The 19702-nt window shown below is 32.5% G+C and carries 20 protein-coding genes; 9 read left to right on the top strand and 11 right to left on the bottom strand.

Translation table 11 applies throughout. The features are described 5' to 3' along the window. The first annotated feature begins 1 nt into the window (after position 1). The 3 genes from ABXT67_RS06240 (at position 2) to ABXT67_RS06230 (ending at position 5016) form a co-directional block, all read left to right on the top strand. Positions 2-2605, top strand: a complete 2604-nt coding sequence (locus ABXT67_RS06240) for a tetratricopeptide repeat protein (protein ID WP_415376417.1) — start codon at positions 2-4, stop codon at positions 2603-2605. 161 nt (positions 2606-2766) lie between these two features. Continuing rightward, positions 2767-3531, top strand: coding sequence for a LytR/AlgR family response regulator transcription factor (locus ABXT67_RS06235; protein ID WP_415376416.1), 765 nt, complete (start codon positions 2767-2769; stop codon positions 3529-3531). Positions 3532-3717: 186 nt separating this feature from the next. Next, positions 3718-5016 carry a discoidin domain-containing protein gene (locus ABXT67_RS06230; RefSeq protein ID WP_415376415.1) on the top strand — a complete coding sequence of 433 codons (1299 nt, stop codon included), beginning with the start codon at positions 3718-3720 and terminating at the stop codon, positions 5014-5016. 552 nt (positions 5017-5568) lie between these two features. Here the strand turns inward: ABXT67_RS06230 and ABXT67_RS06225 are convergent. Together ABXT67_RS06225 and ABXT67_RS06220 are read right to left on the bottom strand one after the other, a co-directional pair. Continuing rightward, a complete protein-coding gene (locus tag ABXT67_RS06225; RefSeq protein ID WP_415376414.1) occupies positions 5569-5976 on the bottom strand; it encodes a hypothetical protein in 408 nt (135 codons plus the stop codon). A gap of 3 nt (positions 5977-5979) precedes the next feature. Further along, complete coding sequence (locus ABXT67_RS06220) at positions 5980-6675, bottom strand: hypothetical protein (RefSeq protein WP_415376413.1); 696 nt, start codon at positions 6673-6675, stop codon at positions 5980-5982. Between the two features lie 130 nt (positions 6676-6805). Here ABXT67_RS06220 and ABXT67_RS06215 point away from each other — a divergent pair, with 130 nt between their 5' ends. Beyond that, positions 6806-7036, top strand: a complete 231-nt coding sequence (locus ABXT67_RS06215; protein WP_415376412.1) for a helix-turn-helix domain-containing protein — start codon at positions 6806-6808, stop codon at positions 7034-7036. Between the two features lie 42 nt (positions 7037-7078). Here ABXT67_RS06215 and ABXT67_RS06210 read toward each other — a convergent pair whose 3' ends face one another. From ABXT67_RS06210 to ABXT67_RS06200, 3 genes are all read right to left on the bottom strand, one after another. Then, a complete protein-coding gene (locus tag ABXT67_RS06210) occupies positions 7079-8005 on the bottom strand; it encodes a hypothetical protein (RefSeq protein ID WP_415376411.1) in 927 nt (308 codons plus the stop codon). A 237-nt stretch (positions 8006-8242) separates the two neighbouring features. Beyond that, positions 8243-8677 (bottom strand): JAB domain-containing protein, encoded by a 435-nt coding sequence (locus tag ABXT67_RS06205; protein WP_415376410.1) that lies wholly within the window; start codon positions 8675-8677, stop codon positions 8243-8245. 81 nt (positions 8678-8758) lie between these two features. Then, the gene (locus ABXT67_RS06200) at positions 8759-9157 is read right to left on the bottom strand and encodes a hypothetical protein (protein ID WP_415376409.1); all 399 of its coding nucleotides are present in this window, start codon (positions 9155-9157) and stop codon (positions 8759-8761) included. 511 nt (positions 9158-9668) lie between these two features. Between ABXT67_RS06200 and ABXT67_RS06195 the strand changes: the two genes are divergently transcribed. From ABXT67_RS06195 to ABXT67_RS06180, 4 genes are read left to right on the top strand one after another with little or no spacing between them, the layout of a single operon-like run. Further along, complete coding sequence (locus tag ABXT67_RS06195) at positions 9669-9845, top strand: hypothetical protein (protein WP_415376408.1); 177 nt, start codon at positions 9669-9671, stop codon at positions 9843-9845. A gap of 4 nt (positions 9846-9849) precedes the next feature. Further along, complete coding sequence (locus ABXT67_RS06190; RefSeq protein ID WP_415376407.1) at positions 9850-10422, top strand: ABC-three component system protein; 573 nt, start codon at positions 9850-9852, stop codon at positions 10420-10422. Then, on the top strand, positions 10419-10931 hold the full coding sequence (locus tag ABXT67_RS06185; protein ID WP_415376406.1) for an ABC-three component system middle component 5: 513 nt from the start codon (positions 10419-10421) through the stop codon (positions 10929-10931). Before ABXT67_RS06190 ends, ABXT67_RS06185 begins: the two co-directional genes overlap by 4 nt. Continuing rightward, a complete protein-coding gene (locus ABXT67_RS06180) occupies positions 10924-12831 on the top strand; it encodes a hypothetical protein (protein WP_415376405.1) in 1908 nt (635 codons plus the stop codon). Before ABXT67_RS06185 ends, ABXT67_RS06180 begins: the two co-directional genes overlap by 8 nt. A 38-nt stretch (positions 12832-12869) precedes the next feature. Here ABXT67_RS06180 and ABXT67_RS06175 read toward each other — a convergent pair whose 3' ends face one another. The 6 genes from ABXT67_RS06175 to ABXT67_RS06150 form a co-directional block, all read right to left on the bottom strand. Next, a complete protein-coding gene (locus tag ABXT67_RS06175; RefSeq protein ID WP_415376404.1) occupies positions 12870-13886 on the bottom strand; it encodes a DUF3871 family protein in 1017 nt (338 codons plus the stop codon). Beyond that, positions 13864-14727, bottom strand: a complete 864-nt coding sequence (locus ABXT67_RS06170; protein ID WP_415376403.1) for an AAA family ATPase — start codon at positions 14725-14727, stop codon at positions 13864-13866. Before ABXT67_RS06170 ends, ABXT67_RS06175 begins: the two co-directional genes overlap by 23 nt. A 270-nt stretch (positions 14728-14997) precedes the next feature. Beyond that, the gene (locus ABXT67_RS06165; protein ID WP_415376402.1) at positions 14998-16242 is read right to left on the bottom strand and encodes a phage integrase SAM-like domain-containing protein; all 1245 of its coding nucleotides are present in this window, start codon (positions 16240-16242) and stop codon (positions 14998-15000) included. Positions 16243-16308: 66 nt separating this feature from the next. Beyond that, positions 16309-17199: a hypothetical protein gene (locus ABXT67_RS06160; protein WP_415376401.1), complete on the bottom strand. Its 891-nt coding sequence runs from the start codon at positions 17197-17199 to the stop codon at positions 16309-16311. Then, positions 17193-17513 (bottom strand): helix-turn-helix domain-containing protein, encoded by a 321-nt coding sequence (locus ABXT67_RS06155; RefSeq protein ID WP_415376400.1) that lies wholly within the window; start codon positions 17511-17513, stop codon positions 17193-17195. The genes ABXT67_RS06160 and ABXT67_RS06155 overlap by 7 nt, the downstream gene beginning before the upstream one ends. A 128-nt stretch (positions 17514-17641) precedes the next feature. Further along, positions 17642-18526: a hypothetical protein gene (locus ABXT67_RS06150; RefSeq protein WP_415376399.1), complete on the bottom strand. Its 885-nt coding sequence runs from the start codon at positions 18524-18526 to the stop codon at positions 17642-17644. A gap of 103 nt (positions 18527-18629) precedes the next feature. On the opposite strand from ABXT67_RS06150, the gene ABXT67_RS06145 reads away from it, so the two are divergent. Further along, positions 18630-19658 carry an HNH endonuclease domain-containing protein gene (locus ABXT67_RS06145; RefSeq protein ID WP_415376398.1) on the top strand — a complete coding sequence of 343 codons (1029 nt, stop codon included), beginning with the start codon at positions 18630-18632 and terminating at the stop codon, positions 19656-19658. Positions 19659-19702: the final 44 nt, after the last annotated feature.

The following is a 19702-nucleotide window of genomic DNA, read 5'->3' as shown; positions in this document are numbered from 1 at the left end:
GATGCAATCAAAACACTTTTTCTTAGCAATAGTACTTTTTGGTTTTTGTTTAAACACACAAGCACAAACATTTACAAAAGTGAAACAAGATTCTTTGATGTTCGTCTGGGAAGACACTTCCCAGCCTGACATTGACCGCCTAAACGCTGTACAAGAGATATCGCAAGAGGGGTATCGGTTTAAGAATCCAGATAGTGCTTTCTATTATGCACAGTTGCAATACGATTTTGCAAGATCAATCAAAAATAAAGAGTTTCAAGTACGTGCTTTAAACGCACAAGGTGATGTATATTTATTAAAAGGTGATCCTGATAAAGCATTTGATATTCTTACAAGTGCATTAAAATTATCTGAAGAGCTTAGTGATAAAAAATCCAAAATAAACACCTTAGGCAATATCTCTAGAATGTTTGAATTAAAAGGTGATTTAGAAAAAGCACTAGATTATAATTTGCAAATTTTGAGCTTAAGTGAAGAGATACAAGACACATTAACAATTGGAAAAAGCTTAGCTACTATTGGTGAAAATTATGTTAGGAAAGGCGACCTAGCCTCTGGTTTAGAACACCTTAATCGATCTAAAAGAATATTTGAAGCCCTTGACAATCAATATAATATTGTAAAAGTACAGTCCTTGATGGCAAATATTTATATGCAACAAGGAAATCCGGATGAAGCACTTAAATTTCTTACCATAAACCAAGTTTACTTTGAAAAAACCGGGAACAAAACACTTTTGGCAGGGTGTTTATCAAATATAGGTGGCGTTTATGCAATCAAAGGTGATCCTAAAAAAGCATTGCAATATTTAGAGAAAGCTTTAGCGCATTTTGAGGAAACGGGAAATACACCATATATCGCTGGTATTTCTCAGAATATAGGGCGTATTTATTATGATGAAGGCAATCTAGAACGCGCATTAGAATACGCAACTAAAAGTTTAAAATTAGCCAAAAAAACTAAAAATGAAAACGTTGCTGCATCTGCAAAGCAGGAAATAGGAATTATTCTTGCGGACCAAGGGAAACATACCCAGGCGATCTCATACGGGAATGAGGCATTAGCCTTTTTCCAGACCACTCATGATGTGATGGGCATTAGCCTGGCCTCTAGAACCCTTGTTAAAAGCTATAGGTCTATAGAAAATTATAAAAAAGCATTTGAGATGAATGAGCTTCATTTTCAAATGAGAGATAGCTTAAATAGTAAGGAAAATCAAAAAGCAATTATTGAATTACAAGTTCAATCTGAGTATGAAAAGCAAAAGGCTTTAGATGACCTTGAAAATCAAAAAGAGATTGCTATAGAAGCCGCTAAGGCAGACGCTCAGCGTAAAATATCCTGGGCCATTGGAGCTGGCTTGTTTCTAATTTCAATACTGGCATTCATAATTTTTAATCGCCTTAAAGTAACGCGAAAGCAGAAAGCGGTTATTGAGGAACAAAAGAATAAAGTGGAGCAATCTGAAAAATATAAGGAACAGTTTCTTGCAAATATGAGCCATGAAATTAGGACACCAATGCACGCCATTTCTGGCATGATAAAAATATTAGAACGTAACGAGCATCCTTCTACTCAGGATGCATACTTAAACGCCATGCGAACGAGTTCTGAAAACCTTGTCGTTATTTTGAATGATGTGCTTGATCTATCTAAGATAGAAGCTGGAAAATTAGAAATTAAAAACACCCCTATGAACCCTAGATTGGTTGTAGAAAATGTATGTCAAATTTTAAAATACAAAGCGGAAGAAAAAGGATTAACGTTGTCTAATAACGTTGCAAATGAGGTTCCAGGTTTCGTAATGGGAGATCCAACTCGATTGAATCAGATTTTGATTAATCTAGCCGGGAATGCCATCAAATTTACGCAGAAAGGGAGTGTGAACATTTCTGTAAGTATAGAAGATGAACAGCTTCAGTTTGAAGTAAATGACACCGGAATAGGTATTCCAAAAAAGGAGCAAGAATCTATTTTTGGTGCTTTTAAACAGGCCAAAGATTCTACAACACGCCATTTTGGAGGTACCGGATTGGGGCTAAGTATTTCAAAACAACTAGTTGAATTGCAAAAAGGAAAAATTTGGCTAGAAAGTACTGAAGGAAGCGGAAGCACTTTTTACGCTACACTACCATTACAAATTGCAAATGCAGGCGAAGAGGAGACAGATCTTATTTCTGAAGAAAAATTAAAAATGATGACAGCATCATTGCAAGGAATTCATATTCTTATTGCCGAAGATAACCCGTTTAACCAAATGATCGCGCAGGACGATTTATCATATTATATAAATGGTGTAAGTATTTCTACCGTTGGAAATGGCGCCTTAGCCGTCGAAAAATTTAAGAAGAATACGTATGATTTGATTTTAATGGATGTACAAATGCCCGAAATGAACGGATTTGAAGCCGTCAAAAAAATCAGGGAAATTGAAAAATTGGAAAATAGAGACATTTCAATTCCCATAATTGCGATGACCGCTAGTTTAATGAAAACTGAAATTGACAGTTGTTATAAAGTAGGTATGGATAATTATATTCCTAAACCATATACCATTGAAGAATTGATTAGACCTATATTTAATGAGTTAAAAACAAGAGTCTAAAAGCAAGAGTCTAAAAGCAAGAGTCTAAAAGCAAGAGTCTAAAAGCAAATATTATTTAAAAAACGACCAATCCCTTAAACAACCACAAAAACACGTATTGTAAATGATACTGCCCTGTTACCTGAAAGATTGACCAATTATTTAGCACAACATATTAATCCATGAATACTGAAAAAATAAAATGCCTGATTATCGATGACGATCCATTTATAGTGGAGTTGCTCCAGGATAAATTAGACCAGCATTTTCCGGAGGTAGCGTTATTATCTACTGCCAGCAGTGGTCGAGAAGGCTTGAAGAAAATTGCCTCGTATTCCCCAGAACTTATTTTTCTCGACGTTGAAATGTCTGACATGACAGGTTTTGAAATGCTCGCTCAGCTTTCAGACATAAAATTTCAAATTATATTTATTACTTCCTATAGTCATTATGCTATCAAGGCCATTCGATTTAATACACTCGATTATTTGCTGAAGCCACTTGATCTGGGCGAATTAAAAAAGGCATTTAAGAGATACAAAACCCACAGTAGAACAATACCCCAAAGAGAGAATATAGCTTTGGCAGTACAAAACAGTAGTACTAAAGATGTTGCCAATCACATGCTGATTTTAAAAACACAGGACGGTGCTTTGAAATTAATTTTAAGAGACATTGTACATATTGAAGGAGATAGAAATTACAGCTATATTCATCTAAAGAATGGCACTAAAAAACTAGTGACAAAAACATTGAGTGATTTGGAAGAATTACTTGACTCCAAGGGGTTTTATAGATGTCATCGATCTCATATTCTAAATAGGGAGCATATCATTGAGGTCAAAGGTGTTTTTGTAATACTTTCTAATGACCTAAAGATCTCCATTTCTAGGAGAAGAAAAAAACAATTCTTAGCCTGGTTTGACGCAGGTAAAATTACCTCTTAATACGACAATTACCGCATTTTCTTTTTCCAACAAAGCTAATCTACCGCTTAATAAACCGTTGGTACAATAGAAACGCCATTGGATAAACCAAGCCACCACTAGATAAATAAACCCTTTAATGTATTGGTTATCAGTCTACATTTGTATTAAGCAATACTGCTTTTTACTAACTACAATTTATATATTATGAAAAAACTACACTCTATTATGTCACTTGGACTCCTATTCATAATGACATCACTGCAAGCGCAGGATATTATAATCCCTGTTTCAGCTTCAACAACACTTGTACCTCAATTTGACACAAGCTTGGTTAGTACTTTTAATGGAAGTGGGCTGGATGAATTTCCAAGCTTGACAACCTCACATGCAATGTCTGTGTTTGGCAATTCATTTGTGGCAAACAACGAGCCTGGCACTATTGATTTTGATCTTGGAGGCTCCTATCTAGTGGACGGTATAGCGTTCTGGAATCAAAACTTTTTTGGCCCAGTTCTTGGAGAAAATGGAATACAAGACGTAATTATTTCTTCTTCCAATGATGGTGTAACTTTTACTCCAATTGCTGGTGCACCTAATGTGTTTGCACAAGCCTTGTGTGCCCCATGTGCACAAGAAACAATTTCTTTCCCTGAAGTGATGGCGTCTTTTATTCGTTTTGACGTACTTAGCAATTGGGGCGAACCTACTTATGTGGCTTTTTCTGAGGTTGCTTTCTCTGGAGCTGAAGTAGCAATAGAGAACGTTATCAATCCTGTATCTGCAACATCAACTCTTGCCCCTGCAGGAACAGATATATTGAATGCATTAAATGGAACTGGTCTCGACGTTTTTCCAAGCTTAAGTGCTACTCATGAACCGTCAAATCCAGGCAATTCTTGGATTAGTCAAGATGTTTCTGGAATGATTGATTTTGACCTTGGCGGACTGTATTTAGTTGATGGGTTTTCTTTTTGGAATCAAAATGCTGGTGGGCCCGGAACGGATGGTACCACGGGAATAAAAGATGTTATGGTTTATGCTTCAACAGATGGTACAACATATACGTTAATTCCTGGAGGACCAACCACCTTTGCACAAATAACAACAGGCCCATCAACACCAGAAATGTTTGACTTCACAGCATTAGAAGCCTCTTTTATTCGTATAGAAGTACTAAATAATCACGGAGACATGTTTACAGGTTTTGCTGAAATAGCGTTTTCCGGAACTGAACTATTAGCGATTAATGAAACCAATTTTTCGGATACCTTTAGCTTATATCCAAACCCTGCGAATGAGCAGATCATAATTAGTACTGGTTCAACTACAAAAATAGAAGGTATCAAGATATACAACATGAATAGTATCTTGGTGCAAAACGTTGAAATAGCAAATACTAGCAATACCGTAGAAATCAACATTTCAGAGCTTTCTTCTGGGATTTACATGGTTCATATAAATGGGGGTCAGGCTAATGTAATTAAAAGAGTGATTAAAAAGTAAAATGGTTTTAAAGATAAATAGGATGTACGCTTTGATATAATTCTAGCTAAATCTAAAAAGGGCTGCACAAAAGTGTGGCTCTTTTTAGGTTTTCACCCTTATGATCTCTACTGGATTACTGCGGGCAAGTTCAACACGCCGAAACAGTTTTTTTACAATGAGAGAAACAACACATCGCTAAAATAAGTCACGCCAGTTTTTCAATAAAGATGCTTTCACATTATTGAGAAGAATCTTAACATTTCGCTTTCCTTTAAATAGGCGCGTCTATTAAGTCATTCTACAGCCGGCATTCGTGGATAATAAAACTTAAATAAATCGCATAAAAAAGCCCTCACATTTCTGTGAAGGGTTTCATTGCGCTCCTCTTCTTGGGATCGAACCAAGGATCCTCTGATTAACAGTCTGTCCTTTAGGTGTTTCACATTTTAGCAAATACTAGTAAATAGCCTGTTTCTCTGTGTTTTAGGAAATTCTATCTTTCATATTCTAATACATCTTAACTTATGATATGCTAAAATGTTTGACCTATGTTTGACCTAAGTCTAAATTTTACAAATCTCTCCATATTTTATCTTTACTATAAGTAAACTCAATTAATTTAGTACTATTCTCTATACTACCTCGAATTGATATTTCATTTTCTACTTTATGAAATTTCTCGAACTTCAATGTACCTTGCTCTAAATACATTTCTACTTGAAATAAGACATCCAAATTGAAGTATAAAAACACATCTGTAACCTCAAACCCTTCAAACTCCTGTATATCATCTTTTGTATATCTGAATACAGTATATCTATCAGCTGCCTCTTCAACTTTCAAATCAAGCCTCAAATTTTCATAATACATACCTAATTTAAATGGTAGTTTCTCTATTTCCATATGTAGTTTTGTTAATAAACTAAGCTCTGCATTGAACAGGATATTATTAATTAATTCTATACTAAGTATTGCCAAAATTCATTCGCTTGTTAATTTAGCAATTTTAGAATCATATTCTTCCTTATCCATTATACCTGCTTTATAAGCTCTCTCATATTTTTGTAATGAAATATTCCTGTGCTCTTGTTTCTTTGTATTCTTTAGGAGTTCATTAAATTCAGTAGAATACTCTCTTTTAATTTTCATTAGTGGAATTCCATACTCATTTTCAATTGCTATAGAGTTATCTGATTTACGTACACTAGAAGTTAGCTCTCTAAGAGAAGATACTTTCTCTTTTGCACTATCTGTTAACTCATCAAACAAGAGTTTACTGCTATTAGGGACTTTGTATATTGTTTTTCCTAATGCTAATGCTATTAGCGCAGAATGAAACTCAATAAATGCAAGTATAAACCATAAAGCATAACTTCTGTTTTGCTTCTTAGCTTCTCTGGCTACGTAGAAGGCTATAATTATCTTTATAACACCTATTATGACATACATCAAAGATGAACCCATTTGAATATTAAAGTAGAGTTCTAAAATTAATAGCAAGATAGTAACTAAGACAAAGAGAATTATTGTAGTGTAGATTAAGTTTTTTGTATCCTGAAAAAGCTTCCTTTTATTTTTGCCTTTTTCCAAGTAAGAAATACCAGTAAATAGAACGGCTAAAATAGATATTGAAACTAGTGTTGTAATGATTATTGTAATAGTTGGTGTTAATTCCATAGTGTTGTATAGTTTAATTGTTAAGAGAAAAGTACTGTTTAGTGTATTTGTGAAACATCATATACTATCATATACGATATGTGTTAGAACAAATTTAAGAGATTAATTGAACCTATCAAATAAGATAGGTATGACTAAAGAAATTGTTTTAGAAAAAGTTGGTAAAAAGATAAGAGAGATAAGGATTTCAAAGGGATTAACTCAGATTGAACTAGTTGCAAAAATGGAAATTACTACTGACCCTAATAATATTTCTAGACTTGAAGCTGGTAGAAGTAATATTACTCTTTTTACAATTTATAGGCTGAGTAAAGCTCTTGAAGTGCCAATGAAAGACTTATTAGATGTTGATTTATCCTAATATAGATTTGGCATTAATATAGCTTTCTTCTTATTTAATAAATCAAATAGCAATGGACTGAGTTTCACAAAAAGAACATAGCTTGAAACCAAAATGCTCTAAATTAACTTCATTAAAGCTTTTGTTTTTAAGACCATAAGTCCATTTCAAATAGTTGATTGTCTTTTTGAATGCACTTTCTCTAAGTTTATAATGCTTATTCATAAAATCACGAATATTTACCTCACCATAATTATCAATAAAATTCTTATCAAAGATTTGATATAATCTTGCTAGCAATTCTTCCTTGGGCAATTTTCTCATCCAATCAAAATTCCTCATTTTTAGAAGATTCTCGTCCTGACACATTATATCACTAGCATATAATATATCCTCTATTTCATTTTTAAAACTATTAACATCAAATGATGATTGAATACCTATAAAGCCAGAATTTGTAATATTTGTTTTGAAAGTATAGTCTAGCGGCAATGTCTTCAAGTTGTGTTTTTTTGCAAAATAGTTGTTGTAGTCAAAAACTATATCATCCATTTTAACGTTTTTAGATTCTAATTTATATCTAAAATCCTTATAAATAAACCAATTTCTAAACTCCTTAACAAGTTTAACCTCGTTCAAAGTAAGTTCTCTTTTAGGGTCAATAAATGGCACAACAAAATCTCTGTAGCTATTGTTTAATGACTGACAGTCTTCATAAATATGATACGTAGGCTTTCCACCTCTAGAAAAAACGTGAGTATATTTATCTTCTTTAATAGGTACCTTTTTAAAATACTTAGGTTCAAAATCATTTCTCAGAATATAAGCATTAATATATATTTTTCTTAAATATAGCTTGTTGAAAATACTATACAAAGTGGGGTTATCATAAATATTCTTGCAAAAAAAATCTTCAGAAATATCTTGTCTCTTAATAATATCTAAATTATTGACAATGGAGTTGTATGAGAAATTTGTAATTAGAGCCACAACTAAAAAATTTAAAGCAATTTACAAATAATAAGTTTTGGCTATTTGGCAATTACGTTTTATAACTGCCCTAAAACCAAGTTGTGGAAACTACTCTACAAAAGAGCATCACATTTTCCCATTAAAAAGCCAAAATAAAAACTCATTTTGGCTATAGTATTATATCTACTTTATTTCCCTACAGCAGGAAATAGCAATAAATGTAGCTTTACAAGCTAGTGCGTGTTTGCTTTCTTTTTACAGGCAACCCTCATCACTAAAACTATAGTAGCTCTCTTTACTTATTATTAAGTGGTCAAGCAAGACTAAATCCACATACTCACAAGCTTGTTTTATTTTAGTGGTTAGGCTCTTGTCTGCTTTACTAGGCACTAAGTATCCTGTAGGATGATTATGTACTAATATAATGGAAGATGCGTGAGTCTTTAAGGCTACACTAAGAACAATCTTTATATCCACAATACAACTTGCAGTACCTCCCCTAGCTAAGTCATAAATCCCAAGAACATTGCTGGCTCTATCCAACAGTAATACCTTCACTTCTTCCATAAACTCAATAATGTTCAAGTCCCAATGGGACAATACTACTTCATAGCTTGTCCTGCTATCTTTTATCCTTACTTTTTCCTTGTTGGTATTTGTGTAGGATACTTTTATTTCTGAAACTTCCATAAGACTGAAAATTAAAAATCCTTCCAGTTTTGTATATACACGTATATAGTGCTCACACAAAACTGGAAGGATTAATTAATACTAAATAGCCTGTTCAGCTAATTCTTGTTGCCCATTACGGGAGAAACTAGATGGATTAGCCATTAGTTGGTCAATAGCTTCATCTTGAATAGTTTCCTCATCTCCTTCTGGGACAAATATCCATCTGTGATTAAGGACAAGTTCTTCTCCTGTTTCCTTTACAACATAGCTATAAGGCTCAACCACCTTTTTAACTATTTTACCTGGCATTTCAGAACCTATTAAGGCTTTGCAGGTTGCCTCATCAAATGTACTTGTAACATTTGCTTTCTTTGCTGTAGCGTAGAACTGTCCTGTCTCTAAAGACTTAACCATTTCTACACCACCTTGTAATTCTAGAGTAAAGAATGGTGTACCATCCTCTTTCTCTCTTCTTTTAAATCCAATAATTCGTACCATTGTATACTAATTTTGAGTTGAAAAAACCTTACTGAATTACTTAAACCTGTTCAATTACAACTATCACCTTGTATTGCAAACTGTTTAAATACTGTAAGGTACAGATTGTTATAATCTGCCATAATTAGCAAGGGTAATTAGTGCGGACTGTGCACGTGGCAGTGAGGGGTTCAATTTAATGGCTCACGGGTTAGCATACTTAAACATACCTGTAGAACAGATGCTAAAACCTAACCTAGAATAAATAATACGTTAAAACATTACCCGTAGATTACAAAGAAGACCTCAACTGTATAGTTTTAATTATTAGCCTGAGAAAAATGCTTTTGTGTCAGATTGGGGTGGGGAAGATTTTAATCTATAATGTTACGGGGGGGTACTTTAAGGGTCTGGTGCGCTCACATTAACAGTGACTAATTTTTTTTAATCTATAAAATAATGTAGTTTTGAACTTCTCCCCTCTTAAAATACATTACAATTACCTTATCATTAATAAATTTAATTTACCATTATGATTGAATTTGTAAAAAATAATTTAGAGTATATAGTCCCAGTAGTTTTAGCAATAATTGGCGGTTCTTTTCTAACCTACAAAGTTGTAGTATCAAAGAAAAAATCTAACAAGGTTACACAGAAAAATATTAAAACGAAATCTGGTGATGTTGTAGGTAGAGATAAAATTAGCTAAACTTATGACTAAGAAAATTTCACAAAAAAACATAGAAACAGAAAGTGGTGATGTTGTAGGTAGAGATAAGATAGTAAACGCCCCTAAACAGGTTAAAATAAGTCATATAAGAAGACTTTTTAGGGATTTGTCTACAGAATATGGCAATGAAGATAAGATAAAGCAGATATGTTTTGAATTAACGGCTTACCAAATAGAAAAAGATGTAATAGGACTAGAAGCAAAGCTTAATGATGCTGGCTGTACAAACAACTATATTGAAAATGCTGAAGTTGTGAAACAGAAGTTTGCAAAAAAACTTTACCACTATCAAGAATATCAATCTGCTCAACGAATTTTTGTACTTCTATTGGCACAAATTTCTGAGCTATTTAGGGCTAAAATCCTTCCTTTACTTAATGAAGGTAAAGATGTAATAGAACTTCAAAATGACATTTATGAAGAGATTATTAACCCTATCTATGAGTTATTAAGCAAAGAAGCTTCTGAAGACAATGTACTTTATCTTAACCCAGAAGAAATAAAAGGAATGATTTATTACCTCACGGGAAGATGTCATATTAAGTGGATAGCATGATAACATATAATGAAGCATTTGATTTAAACCACACCATTTATAGAATTCTTGTTCTACTAAATCATATGCAATATGATTCGGTTGAATATGAGAGGCTAAGGATATGGGATTTCTACATGGCTTTTCCTTATGAAATTGAGAAAATAAGATTTGGCACTAAACCTGAAGACAGAGAGATAAAAAAGCTTTTTCCTAAAAGAGACAATCCCTACAGAAAAATAATAAATTCCCGAAAGCTTTTTGAACGAATGAGTCCATATCAGCTTGCAGCTTTTAGTAAATTATCTTCTTATGGAATAATTGATAAAAGTTTTAACTCAACTGGCAGGGTTAAGGTAACTGATAGAGATAAATTGATATCTGTGATTAGTGATATTGACATACATCTTGAGGTTAGAGAAAGTAATGTCTTAAAGATTCTTACTACATATTTTTATCATATGGATTTTTATGGCAGCAATGGACTAAAAGCACGTACTAACTTATCTGAATATCATTACGATGAATAATCAATTAGTATTAAACAGTTTAAAAATATACACACATTCAGGTAAGGTAGCTTACTATGAAAAATTTAAAAAAGGTGTAAATATAATTAGAGGTGAGAATAGTAGTGGGAAATCTACAATCTCTCATTTTATTTTTTATGTCCTTGGAGGCTCATTTACAAATTGGGTTGAAGAAGCTTTAGAGTGTGAAACAGTTCTTGCTGAAGTTAATCTTAATGGTCTGATTGCCACTATTAAGAGAGAGGTTTCTCAATCTCCAAATCAACCTATGTATATCTATTGGGGTGAGTTAAATGATGCCATTAAAGTCACAGAGCCTGGACAGTGGACAAAATATCCATACAGTACAACAACAAATAAAAAAAGTTACTCTAACCTTCTATTTGAAAGTTTAAATTTGCCTATTGTATATGGTGATGCCAATATTACAATGCATCAGATTTTGAGACTACTATACGTAGACCAAGACTCCCCAACCAATTCACTTTTTTTATATGAACAATTTGATTCTTCACTTACCAGAAAAACAATAGCAGAGTTGCTATTAGGAATATATAATGAAGAGCTTTATTCGAATAGATTAAGTAAAAAAGATACACTAAAGAAAATTGAAATCTTAGAGAGTGAAATTAAAGGAATGAAGAGATTATCAGATAACCCCTTATTACTTCAGCCTTCACATCTATTAACCACTATTGAAAACCTTCGTATTAATAAAGATGAAATAGGGCTACAAATAGAAAACTATAAATCAAATAAGAAAAGGGTTGTATATACAAAAAACACAAAATTAGAATTTCAAAAACTTCAAAAGGTAGCATTGGCTCTTAGAGTATCTTCGGAAAAGCAAGCTGATGAGATTTTCACATTGGACTATGAGATTCAAGACACTACTTTTTTTCTTGAAATGCTGGAAGGAAAAATTAAATCAATAAAAAATTCACTAAAAACTAAGGAGGGATTACGTGAGATACCTTTATCATTTTGCCCTGAATGTCTTTCTACTCTTGAAAAAGCGAAGGAAGGTGATTGTAACTTATGTAAACAACCCATAGAGACTAAAGAAGCTACAACAGCGCTGAGTAAGATGCAACAAGAGATTTCCTTTCAAATAATTGAATCAAAAAAGATAAGAGAAAGACAAAAAGCTCAACTTGTTAATTTAAAAGCAAAGAAAGAAAAGCTTGATTCAGAACTAACCTCTGCCCAACGTGCTGTAAATGACTCTATGAAAGATGTACAGAGCGTAAGAGATGAGAAGATAGACTTACTTTTAAGAGAGATGGGGGAAATGGATGGTCAAATACTTCAATTCTCTACTTTATTGGAAACAGCAACTAAGTTTCAACAATTTCAAGAAGATTTAATTACTCTAAAAACTAAGCTCAAAAGTCTTAATGAAGTAATAAAGCACCAAGAATATGCCCAAAACGAATTAGCAGCTAACACTTCTAAGAAAGTTGAGAGTTTTGCTTTGAATCTTCTACACGAAGATTTGAATAGAGAAGATGGATTCAAAGAGGCAAAATCACTTCATATTGATTACGGTAGTAATTCTATATATGTAGATGACAAACAAAAAAGATTTTCTGCCAGTTCAAACTTTTATCTCAAGAACACTGTAAGATTTGCTTTATTCTTTGCTAGTTTAGAAATTCCAGAAATGAGGTTTCCTAGATTCATACTTTGTGATAATATGGAAGATAATGGTATTGAAGAAATAAGAGCAAAGAATTTCCAGAGACTGATAGTACAGAAAGCCAGTAATTACCCTAATGAATCTTATCAAATTATATATACTACTTCCTATATTCCAGAAGAGTTCAATAACCCTAATTACTGTGTAGGTGAATTCTATTCTAATACAGGGAATAAGAAAACATTAGAAAATATAAGTTAAAAAAAATCTCAGCTATCATACAGATAGCTGAGAAACAATCAACTCAAAAACCAATGGTAATTGGATTCACCATTGAGAGTTTGTGCTAGTCCATTTGTAAACTCAAAGGCATTTACATTCCTATCACTAAAGGTGTCAATATAACTGCTCTTATTAGCTGATGTGAAAAGGTTGTATACATTCCAGAGGTTAATGTTACCATCATTCATACAAAATCTTTCGTCTTGGTAAAAATCTTTTGCAATAGTGGAAACCTGACCATCATTCAGTAACAGTTCTGGTATGTTAGCTTTATTCTCTTTTGAGATATAATTGTACAGCTTAGCCTTCCCTATCATTTGTGCGAATTGTGATTCAGTCAAGCTATACTCAGAGAGGGTTTCCAGCTGTTTTAAATGCTTTTCTGCATCATAACCCATCATTAAGTCTTGCACCTTGCCTGCTAGCTCATTTACACTACCTACACGCATTTCAGAAGAAAACCCATCCGTACTAATACATAAGTTGCAACAAATTAAATTTTGAAAACCAATAAAAACTTGGAATTTCTCTACTGACTTTTTTGAATAGAGGTTCTCCCTGTTATAACTTCTCACCCCACCAATCATTAAAGCTAGTGTATTACCATTTATTGTTTTAGTTATACTAGGTACCCGTATAATGAATGCCATCCTTTCATAATAAGTAGTCTTCTCGTGGTTTAATAAGTCCTTTGCTGACTTATATATTGCACTTGGGATTCTACCTTTTATATTATGACTAGTGCGTATCTCTGGCATTTCCAGGCTATGATTGGGAAATACATTAGCAACACATTGTTGTGCAACTTCTATAAACTCTTGATGGCTTATAGTTCTTTCATTGTCCTTGCTAAATACAGGTATGATACAATCCTGTTGCAAATGAGAAAGGCTAACACTTTTCGTATTAGCCTCTATAAAAGGATTCTTTTTTGCTACTGTTACAGCAGGAACTTGCATCCTGTTCTGTATTGAGTCTTGTTGCCTAACTGGCACTAATTCAAGACGGCTTTTAGGAATGAGTTGAGTTTCCATTTAGTTGAATGTTTTGAGGGGTTAATAAATTAGATTTTACTTCAATAGTTTCCTTCTGAAGTTTGAAATCCTCCAAAAGGTCTTTTATAGTATAGTGTTGTTGGTATAGCTTCCGTAACTGTTCTAAGGTCTTACAAGCTAGTATCTGAACTCTTATTTCATCAATAGTTTCACCATTGTTGCACCAATCTAAAATCTTCTTTCCTGTTGCTGGGTTTATTATGAATTCAGGTTTGGAAGAAAATAGATTAGTTCTATCCTTACTTGCTACTGCAAAATGTTTAGAGTTGATGTCAAATACTAGTGTAAATTCATAATCTACACCATCTCTTTGTACAGCCTTTAAACCTACTTTCTCAGGCACATACTTTCCATCTTTGTGTTGAAGTACATAATCCTGTTTAGTTCGCATTGTAGCAATGATGTGAGCATTAGCCTGTAAAATTTTATCTACAAAAGCTTTTTGGCGAGGCGTGATTTTTGCCCAATTAGAAAAGCTATTGCCTGAGAGCTTAGAGTGAAAATCTAATAACTCATCCCAAACTTGAGATATGGAATCTAGTATTATAACTTCCATCCCTGCTTTAAGACAAATGTCTATAGCTTCAATGTACTTTTCAGGTGTATAAGGTGGTGTTAAGGATAGTACGTTATACTGCCCAATGTGAGCATATAAATCTGCACTACCATTTTCACTATCTATTATAGCAACCTTTGTTAGGTTATTATTTGTTATTCCTTTAGCAAGCAATAAACTTGAATATGTTTTACCACTACCTGCACTTCCTTGGAGTGCCATCTTAATCTTGGCTCTCTTTCTTTCTGATTGTCTTAATTCCATTGTTTAAATTATTTAAGATTAATATTTATAATAGAAAAATGCACCTTACACGAATGTAAAATGCATTTATTTTTACTTGATTTTTAGAAATGGCTATTAGCTACTACTTTTTAAAACCACTTGGATGCTATTTTTGAGAGCCTTATCTTTGTGATAACAAATTAATTACAAAGAAAAGTCCATTATTGGCTTCCTCGTCCAAGCTCCTGCGTTGTTAAATCCAAGATTTTTTAGGGTGGGAAGATTTAAAAAGAAACCCTACAAGTTATCTTAAGATGCTACTCTATAAAAATATCCTTGTTCTGGCTCTTCTAAAAGTTTCTCCATTGCATTATCTAAAACCTCATCATTAAATTCTTTCAAATAGGCTTTAGTCACATTCACATCTTGATGTCCCATTGTCTCACTTATCACATCCATTGAAATCCCAGCATACTTTAAATTTGTTGCAAAGCTGTGTCTAATGGTATAACTAGTAACATTAGTTGTAATACCAACTAATGAAGCAATCTCTTTTAAGTCTTTATTAAATTTTTTCAGAGTTTTTGCTTTCCTGTTCTCAATTTGAGTGGGAGTAAGTTCATTGCTTAGTAAAATGGGAAATATGTAATTTGTCTTGCTGTGTTTATTTCTGTAATACGCTAAAATCTTCTCAACAGGCAGCATTATCTTAGTAGAAAATCTACCCTTAGTTTTTGATCTCTTATACAAAATTCTATTGCCATCAATATCTGACCACTTTAATTTCATCATATCTACGAAATTCATACCACCCATATAGTAACTAAAAATCATATAGTTTTGACTATTAATTAAATGTGCTAGTTGTTCCGTATCAAGCTCCTCCATTAGTCTTATTTGTTCTCTAGTCAGAGCTTTCTTTATATTCTTGCCCTTTAACTTTGAAACCTTATACGCCTTGAATGGATAGTACCTCTCTTGCGTGATACCTCTTTGAATTGCTTCATTAAACAATGCCCTTATCTCTCGCATCTTAACACCTATTCCTCCATCTGTATTGCCTTTTGTTCTTAAATAAACTTCATACTTTAGAAGTAAGTCAGGTGTAATTTGATGGAATTTTAAAGATTTATTTTTCTGGAACTTGAAGAAAGAAGTGCAGGTATCCCTATGTGCTCTAGCATTTCCTGTTCTTCCTACTTGAATAAGCTCCTCAATCTTCTCTTTCCAAAACTGAAACACAGTCTTTTTGTTTTTACTCACACCTTTAAACTGTTCTTCAAACTGCTCTAATGTAAAATCTGTATCTGTTGCAATGTATTCATCTATTATCTTCAATCCTTTTTGTTCTAATTCTAACAAAATTCTATTGCGTTGATTGCAATTAGGGTGACTTCTCTTAAATTTATTAGCCTTTATATCCCAATCTTTTAATAGTGTAGTTATCCCTAAACTAATCAATTTGGATTTTCTGTCTTTTACAACACGCATAACAATTGGGTACTCTCCTTTTGTATTCAACTTCTTTCTTAATGATATTTTTATACTAGCCATAGTTTTGTTATTTGTTGAGAGTAATAAATTCCCTATATAAAAAGTGGAGAAAACATTACTCTAATATTAAAAGTTAATCAATTGCAGATACTTGTCTAATAAGAGCTGCTTTAAGAGTGTTTTTGTATTGAGGAGGTTGTACTTGATAAGTAGCTCATTATAACCCCTTAAATGTCTCATTTTAGTAGTTGCAGAGTATCTATTTATAGTAGTTTGCCAATAGTAAGGATTATTATATCTGATAAGCCTATTGAGGTCTGACTGTTCTATCAAAGACTCATCAATTTGGTCTACAATTGTAAGTTCACTAAACCTTTCAATTACGTATTTGAATAGCAGTCTTAGCTTAAGCTTGTCTTTTAAATCATCTAATTGGTATATGCCAAATTTTTGAAATTCTTTAGATTTTTGAAATCTTATCTCAAACCTCAACAAGTTACTTGGTAGGTTGTACTGCTTACCTTTATCATAAATTTTAACTACATAATTATGGTGGTCAAATTGCTTTAACTTACCCCTGCCATTAAAGAGCCTAGTATGATTTGGACCCTTAGTTTTATGCATTAGAACATTATTTGTAATAATATCTTCAGCAGGGATAGGGGTTTCTATATTAAAACCAAATTCAAATTGTGTAAGCTTAGCAGTATTAACATCAATTACTTTAGAATGGATGAGGTCTATCATTTTACAAATTCCATCATAACCAAAGTCATTATGATTTTGAACCTCTCCTAGGTGTATTTCATTATGGGCTTTGTGTATAGAGTTAAAAACATACCCATATTTAGCAGTAACTTTAACCTCCATTGTATTAAAGCCAGTTCTGTACGGATATTTTATTTGACCTGTGTGTAAACCAAATAAAGTATCTACCTCAGCAAAGTTCTTCTCTTGAACTACAAAGTGTTCGAACCTTGCTTTATCTCTCCAAAATAGTCTTACAAAATCTACCATTTTACTTTATGGTCTGAGTTGTAAATCCTATTATCTAAGTTTTCTAAAACCTCAATATCTGAAGCTACTCTACTAGATTCAATCCAAGTGTTTACTTCTGTTCTTTTGAAGTAAATTTTCTTTCCTCCTGGGTTGTAATGTGGGATTTCTTTTTTGCTAGTAATCTTATACACAGCAGATTTTGATAACCCTAGATATTCAGCTAATTCTTCTACTGACAAAAAATCTTTTACAGGTTTAAAAATCTTTTCAAACCCAATCCTAAATTGTTCTAATTCTTCTACTGTAAAACCTTTCCCTTGAATGTTTTCCATAATATTTGTTATTAAGGAATGTGGCCACATTCGTGTTATTAATTACACAAATAAAGTCAATAAAAAAGCCCTCAAACTTGTAGTGTTAGAGGGGTGTTAGGCAAAGTGTTATGTAAAGTATTAGCTTGCTATTTGCTCTTTACTATTCTAGAAAGGTGATAAGTTATGGCATCAATTTCAGCAGAAGTTTTTTTTCTAAGTCTTTTGTTCGCATTATCTAAATCACTTTGATTTAAAACTTTACCTTGTTTATTTACAAAGGATTTGCTCTTGTTTATTTGGGCTATGCTTAGGTTATTGAATAAAGGCTGAATGCAATTTATAAAATGAGCCGCTATTTCATTATTGCAATTAAATACTATAACCTCATCTGTTTTAGTTGGATTACTAGATAACACGTTAATAAACGTGTCTTGAAAAAATACTTCATCATCAAATATCTTTAAATCACTAGCTATATCAAAAATTTTAATAAGCGTACTACGTTTTGTTTCTGCTCCAAAATATGAAAATTTAGATAATTCAATTTTAGACTGTTTTTTAAAAGAAGCTTTTAATGAATACTTATCCACTATGTAAGTAAGTACATTGAGTAAATTAGCTTCAATAAACCTTAATTTTGGATAAACTATTTTTGCTTTTTCTATTAGTGATGTTAGTTCGTTAGCCAGTGTATTTAAAAACTCAGTAGCATTAATTCCATTTAGGTTTATGTCATTAACTGTTTTATCTATTCTGTTTTTGAGTTGCTCTGTTTGAGTAGTTATTTCTTTAGGAAATTCTTTTGAAAAATCATATGTTACGATGGCTTCAACAGGTTCTCCATTACTATGTTGGTCTGAAAACAACCCCCAATAGTTTACAATTCCTTTTTCTTCATCCACAAAGTCCACCAAACTACCATATCTCTCTTTTAGTTCCCTAAGTGCAGTGTCTTTTAATAAAGACAGCTTATTACATTCTAAGATACTTTGAAAATAATGCAATATATTATCTGATGATTTTAGAGCCATAATGCTAAAATACAACCAATAACTTGATGGGAGAAACTAGGTAATAAAATATCTTATGTCATTATCTATGAATATATTTATGACTTACTAAAGCAAAAAGACATTGACCCAATTACCATTTAACCAAAATCTTTCAATTTCAAAATTATCCTCTGTTTTTAGGAGTACAAGTGCTACATATAAATTTTATTGGTTCTGGGCTATATTAGAAGCTGTTGAAGAAGGTCAAGTTATTATTAAAAAGGAAGATTTATTTTCTAGAATGATTGGGTTGTCTTGGTATACAGTAAATTACTTTAAAGTATCATTTGGAACACAAGATTTGATACAAAATGCTGTTAAGGAATTAAAACAATTAGAGGGACTACAAGTAGATAGTTCCCAAAAAGAAATAACTAATAAACTTATTAATTCCAAAAATGCTAGAACTTATTCTGTACTGAAACATTTTGATAAAAATGTACCTCATAAGTTTTTAAGTCCTTGGCTAGGTTCTGAAAATAAATCTACTAGCTATAGAAATTCTCAGATAGCTACAAACAATACTCCATATAGCCTGTACAATGACTCAATAATTATATCTGATAATTGGCTAGAGTACTTTAAGCTACATAGTGCAATTTTAAAAACATACTGCTATTGGCATCTTAGCCTATTCTTACAAAAGAAAAACCCAAATGTTCCAGACATACCTAATAAAATACTTAGACCTATAAAAAGAGGTAGTTTAAATAAGCACAAAATTAAGTTTTGGGATATTGTAATTAAAGAAACAGGACCTATTGAGTGTATCTACACAGGAGAAAGTCTAGGTATTGGAGAATATGTTATTGAACATTTTTTACCTCATCAATTTGTAGCTCACGACTTAATGTGGAACTTAATTCCAGCTGACCATACTTTTAACTTAACCAAGAGTGACAAGCTACCAAACTTCAGCTTACACTTTGATAAGTTTTATGAATTACAGAAGAGAGGTATAGAAACTATAAGCCAGCTAAATAAGAAAAATACTTTTCTTCAAGACTACTATCCACTGTTTCCAGATTTAGAGGTAAGTAGGGACAGATTTCAAGAACACATAAAGCCTATGCTTTCCATAGCCCACAACAATGGATTTCAGTATTTATAAGACTGAAGTTGTTGTAAGTGAAAAATGAATGTTTGACCTATGTT

It is taken from the genome of Patiriisocius sp. Uisw_017 (genome assembly GCF_047731265.1).
Taxonomy (GTDB): domain Bacteria; phylum Bacteroidota; class Bacteroidia; order Flavobacteriales; family Flavobacteriaceae; genus Patiriisocius.
This window is presented reverse-complemented; position numbering and strand designations above follow the sequence as displayed.

Coding starts and splice junctions, on each gene's coding strand:
- ABXT67_RS06195 (WP_415376408.1), top strand. CDS start 9,669: ATGATTGAATTTGTAAAAAATAATTTAGAGTATATAGTCCCAGTAGTT.
- ABXT67_RS06215 (WP_415376412.1), top strand. CDS start 6,806: ATGACTAAAGAAATTGTTTTAGAAAAAGTTGGTAAAAAGATAAGAGAG.
- ABXT67_RS06155 (WP_415376400.1), bottom strand. CDS start 17,513: ATGGAAAACATTCAAGGGAAAGGTTTTACAGTAGAAGAATTAGAACAA.
- ABXT67_RS06165 (WP_415376402.1), bottom strand. CDS start 16,242: ATGGCTAGTATAAAAATATCATTAAGAAAGAAGTTGAATACAAAAGGA.
- ABXT67_RS06190 (WP_415376407.1), top strand. CDS start 9,850: ATGACTAAGAAAATTTCACAAAAAAACATAGAAACAGAAAGTGGTGAT.
- ABXT67_RS06220 (WP_415376413.1), bottom strand. CDS start 6,675: ATGGAATTAACACCAACTATTACAATAATCATTACAACACTAGTTTCA.
- ABXT67_RS06150 (WP_415376399.1), bottom strand. CDS start 18,526: ATGGCTCTAAAATCATCAGATAATATATTGCATTATTTTCAAAGTATC.
- ABXT67_RS06180 (WP_415376405.1), top strand. CDS start 10,924: ATGAATAATCAATTAGTATTAAACAGTTTAAAAATATACACACATTCA.
- ABXT67_RS06240 (WP_415376417.1), top strand. CDS start 2: ATGCAATCAAAACACTTTTTCTTAGCAATAGTACTTTTTGGTTTTTGT.
- ABXT67_RS06185 (WP_415376406.1), top strand. CDS start 10,419: ATGATAACATATAATGAAGCATTTGATTTAAACCACACCATTTATAGA.
- ABXT67_RS06175 (WP_415376404.1), bottom strand. CDS start 13,886: ATGGAAACTCAACTCATTCCTAAAAGCCGTCTTGAATTAGTGCCAGTT.
- ABXT67_RS06170 (WP_415376403.1), bottom strand. CDS start 14,727: ATGGAATTAAGACAATCAGAAAGAAAGAGAGCCAAGATTAAGATGGCA.
- ABXT67_RS06200 (WP_415376409.1), bottom strand. CDS start 9,157: ATGGTACGAATTATTGGATTTAAAAGAAGAGAGAAAGAGGATGGTACA.
- ABXT67_RS06235 (WP_415376416.1), top strand. CDS start 2,767: ATGAATACTGAAAAAATAAAATGCCTGATTATCGATGACGATCCATTT.
- ABXT67_RS06230 (WP_415376415.1), top strand. CDS start 3,718: ATGAAAAAACTACACTCTATTATGTCACTTGGACTCCTATTCATAATG.
- ABXT67_RS06205 (WP_415376410.1), bottom strand. CDS start 8,677: ATGGAAGTTTCAGAAATAAAAGTATCCTACACAAATACCAACAAGGAA.
- ABXT67_RS06160 (WP_415376401.1), bottom strand. CDS start 17,199: ATGGTAGATTTTGTAAGACTATTTTGGAGAGATAAAGCAAGGTTCGAA.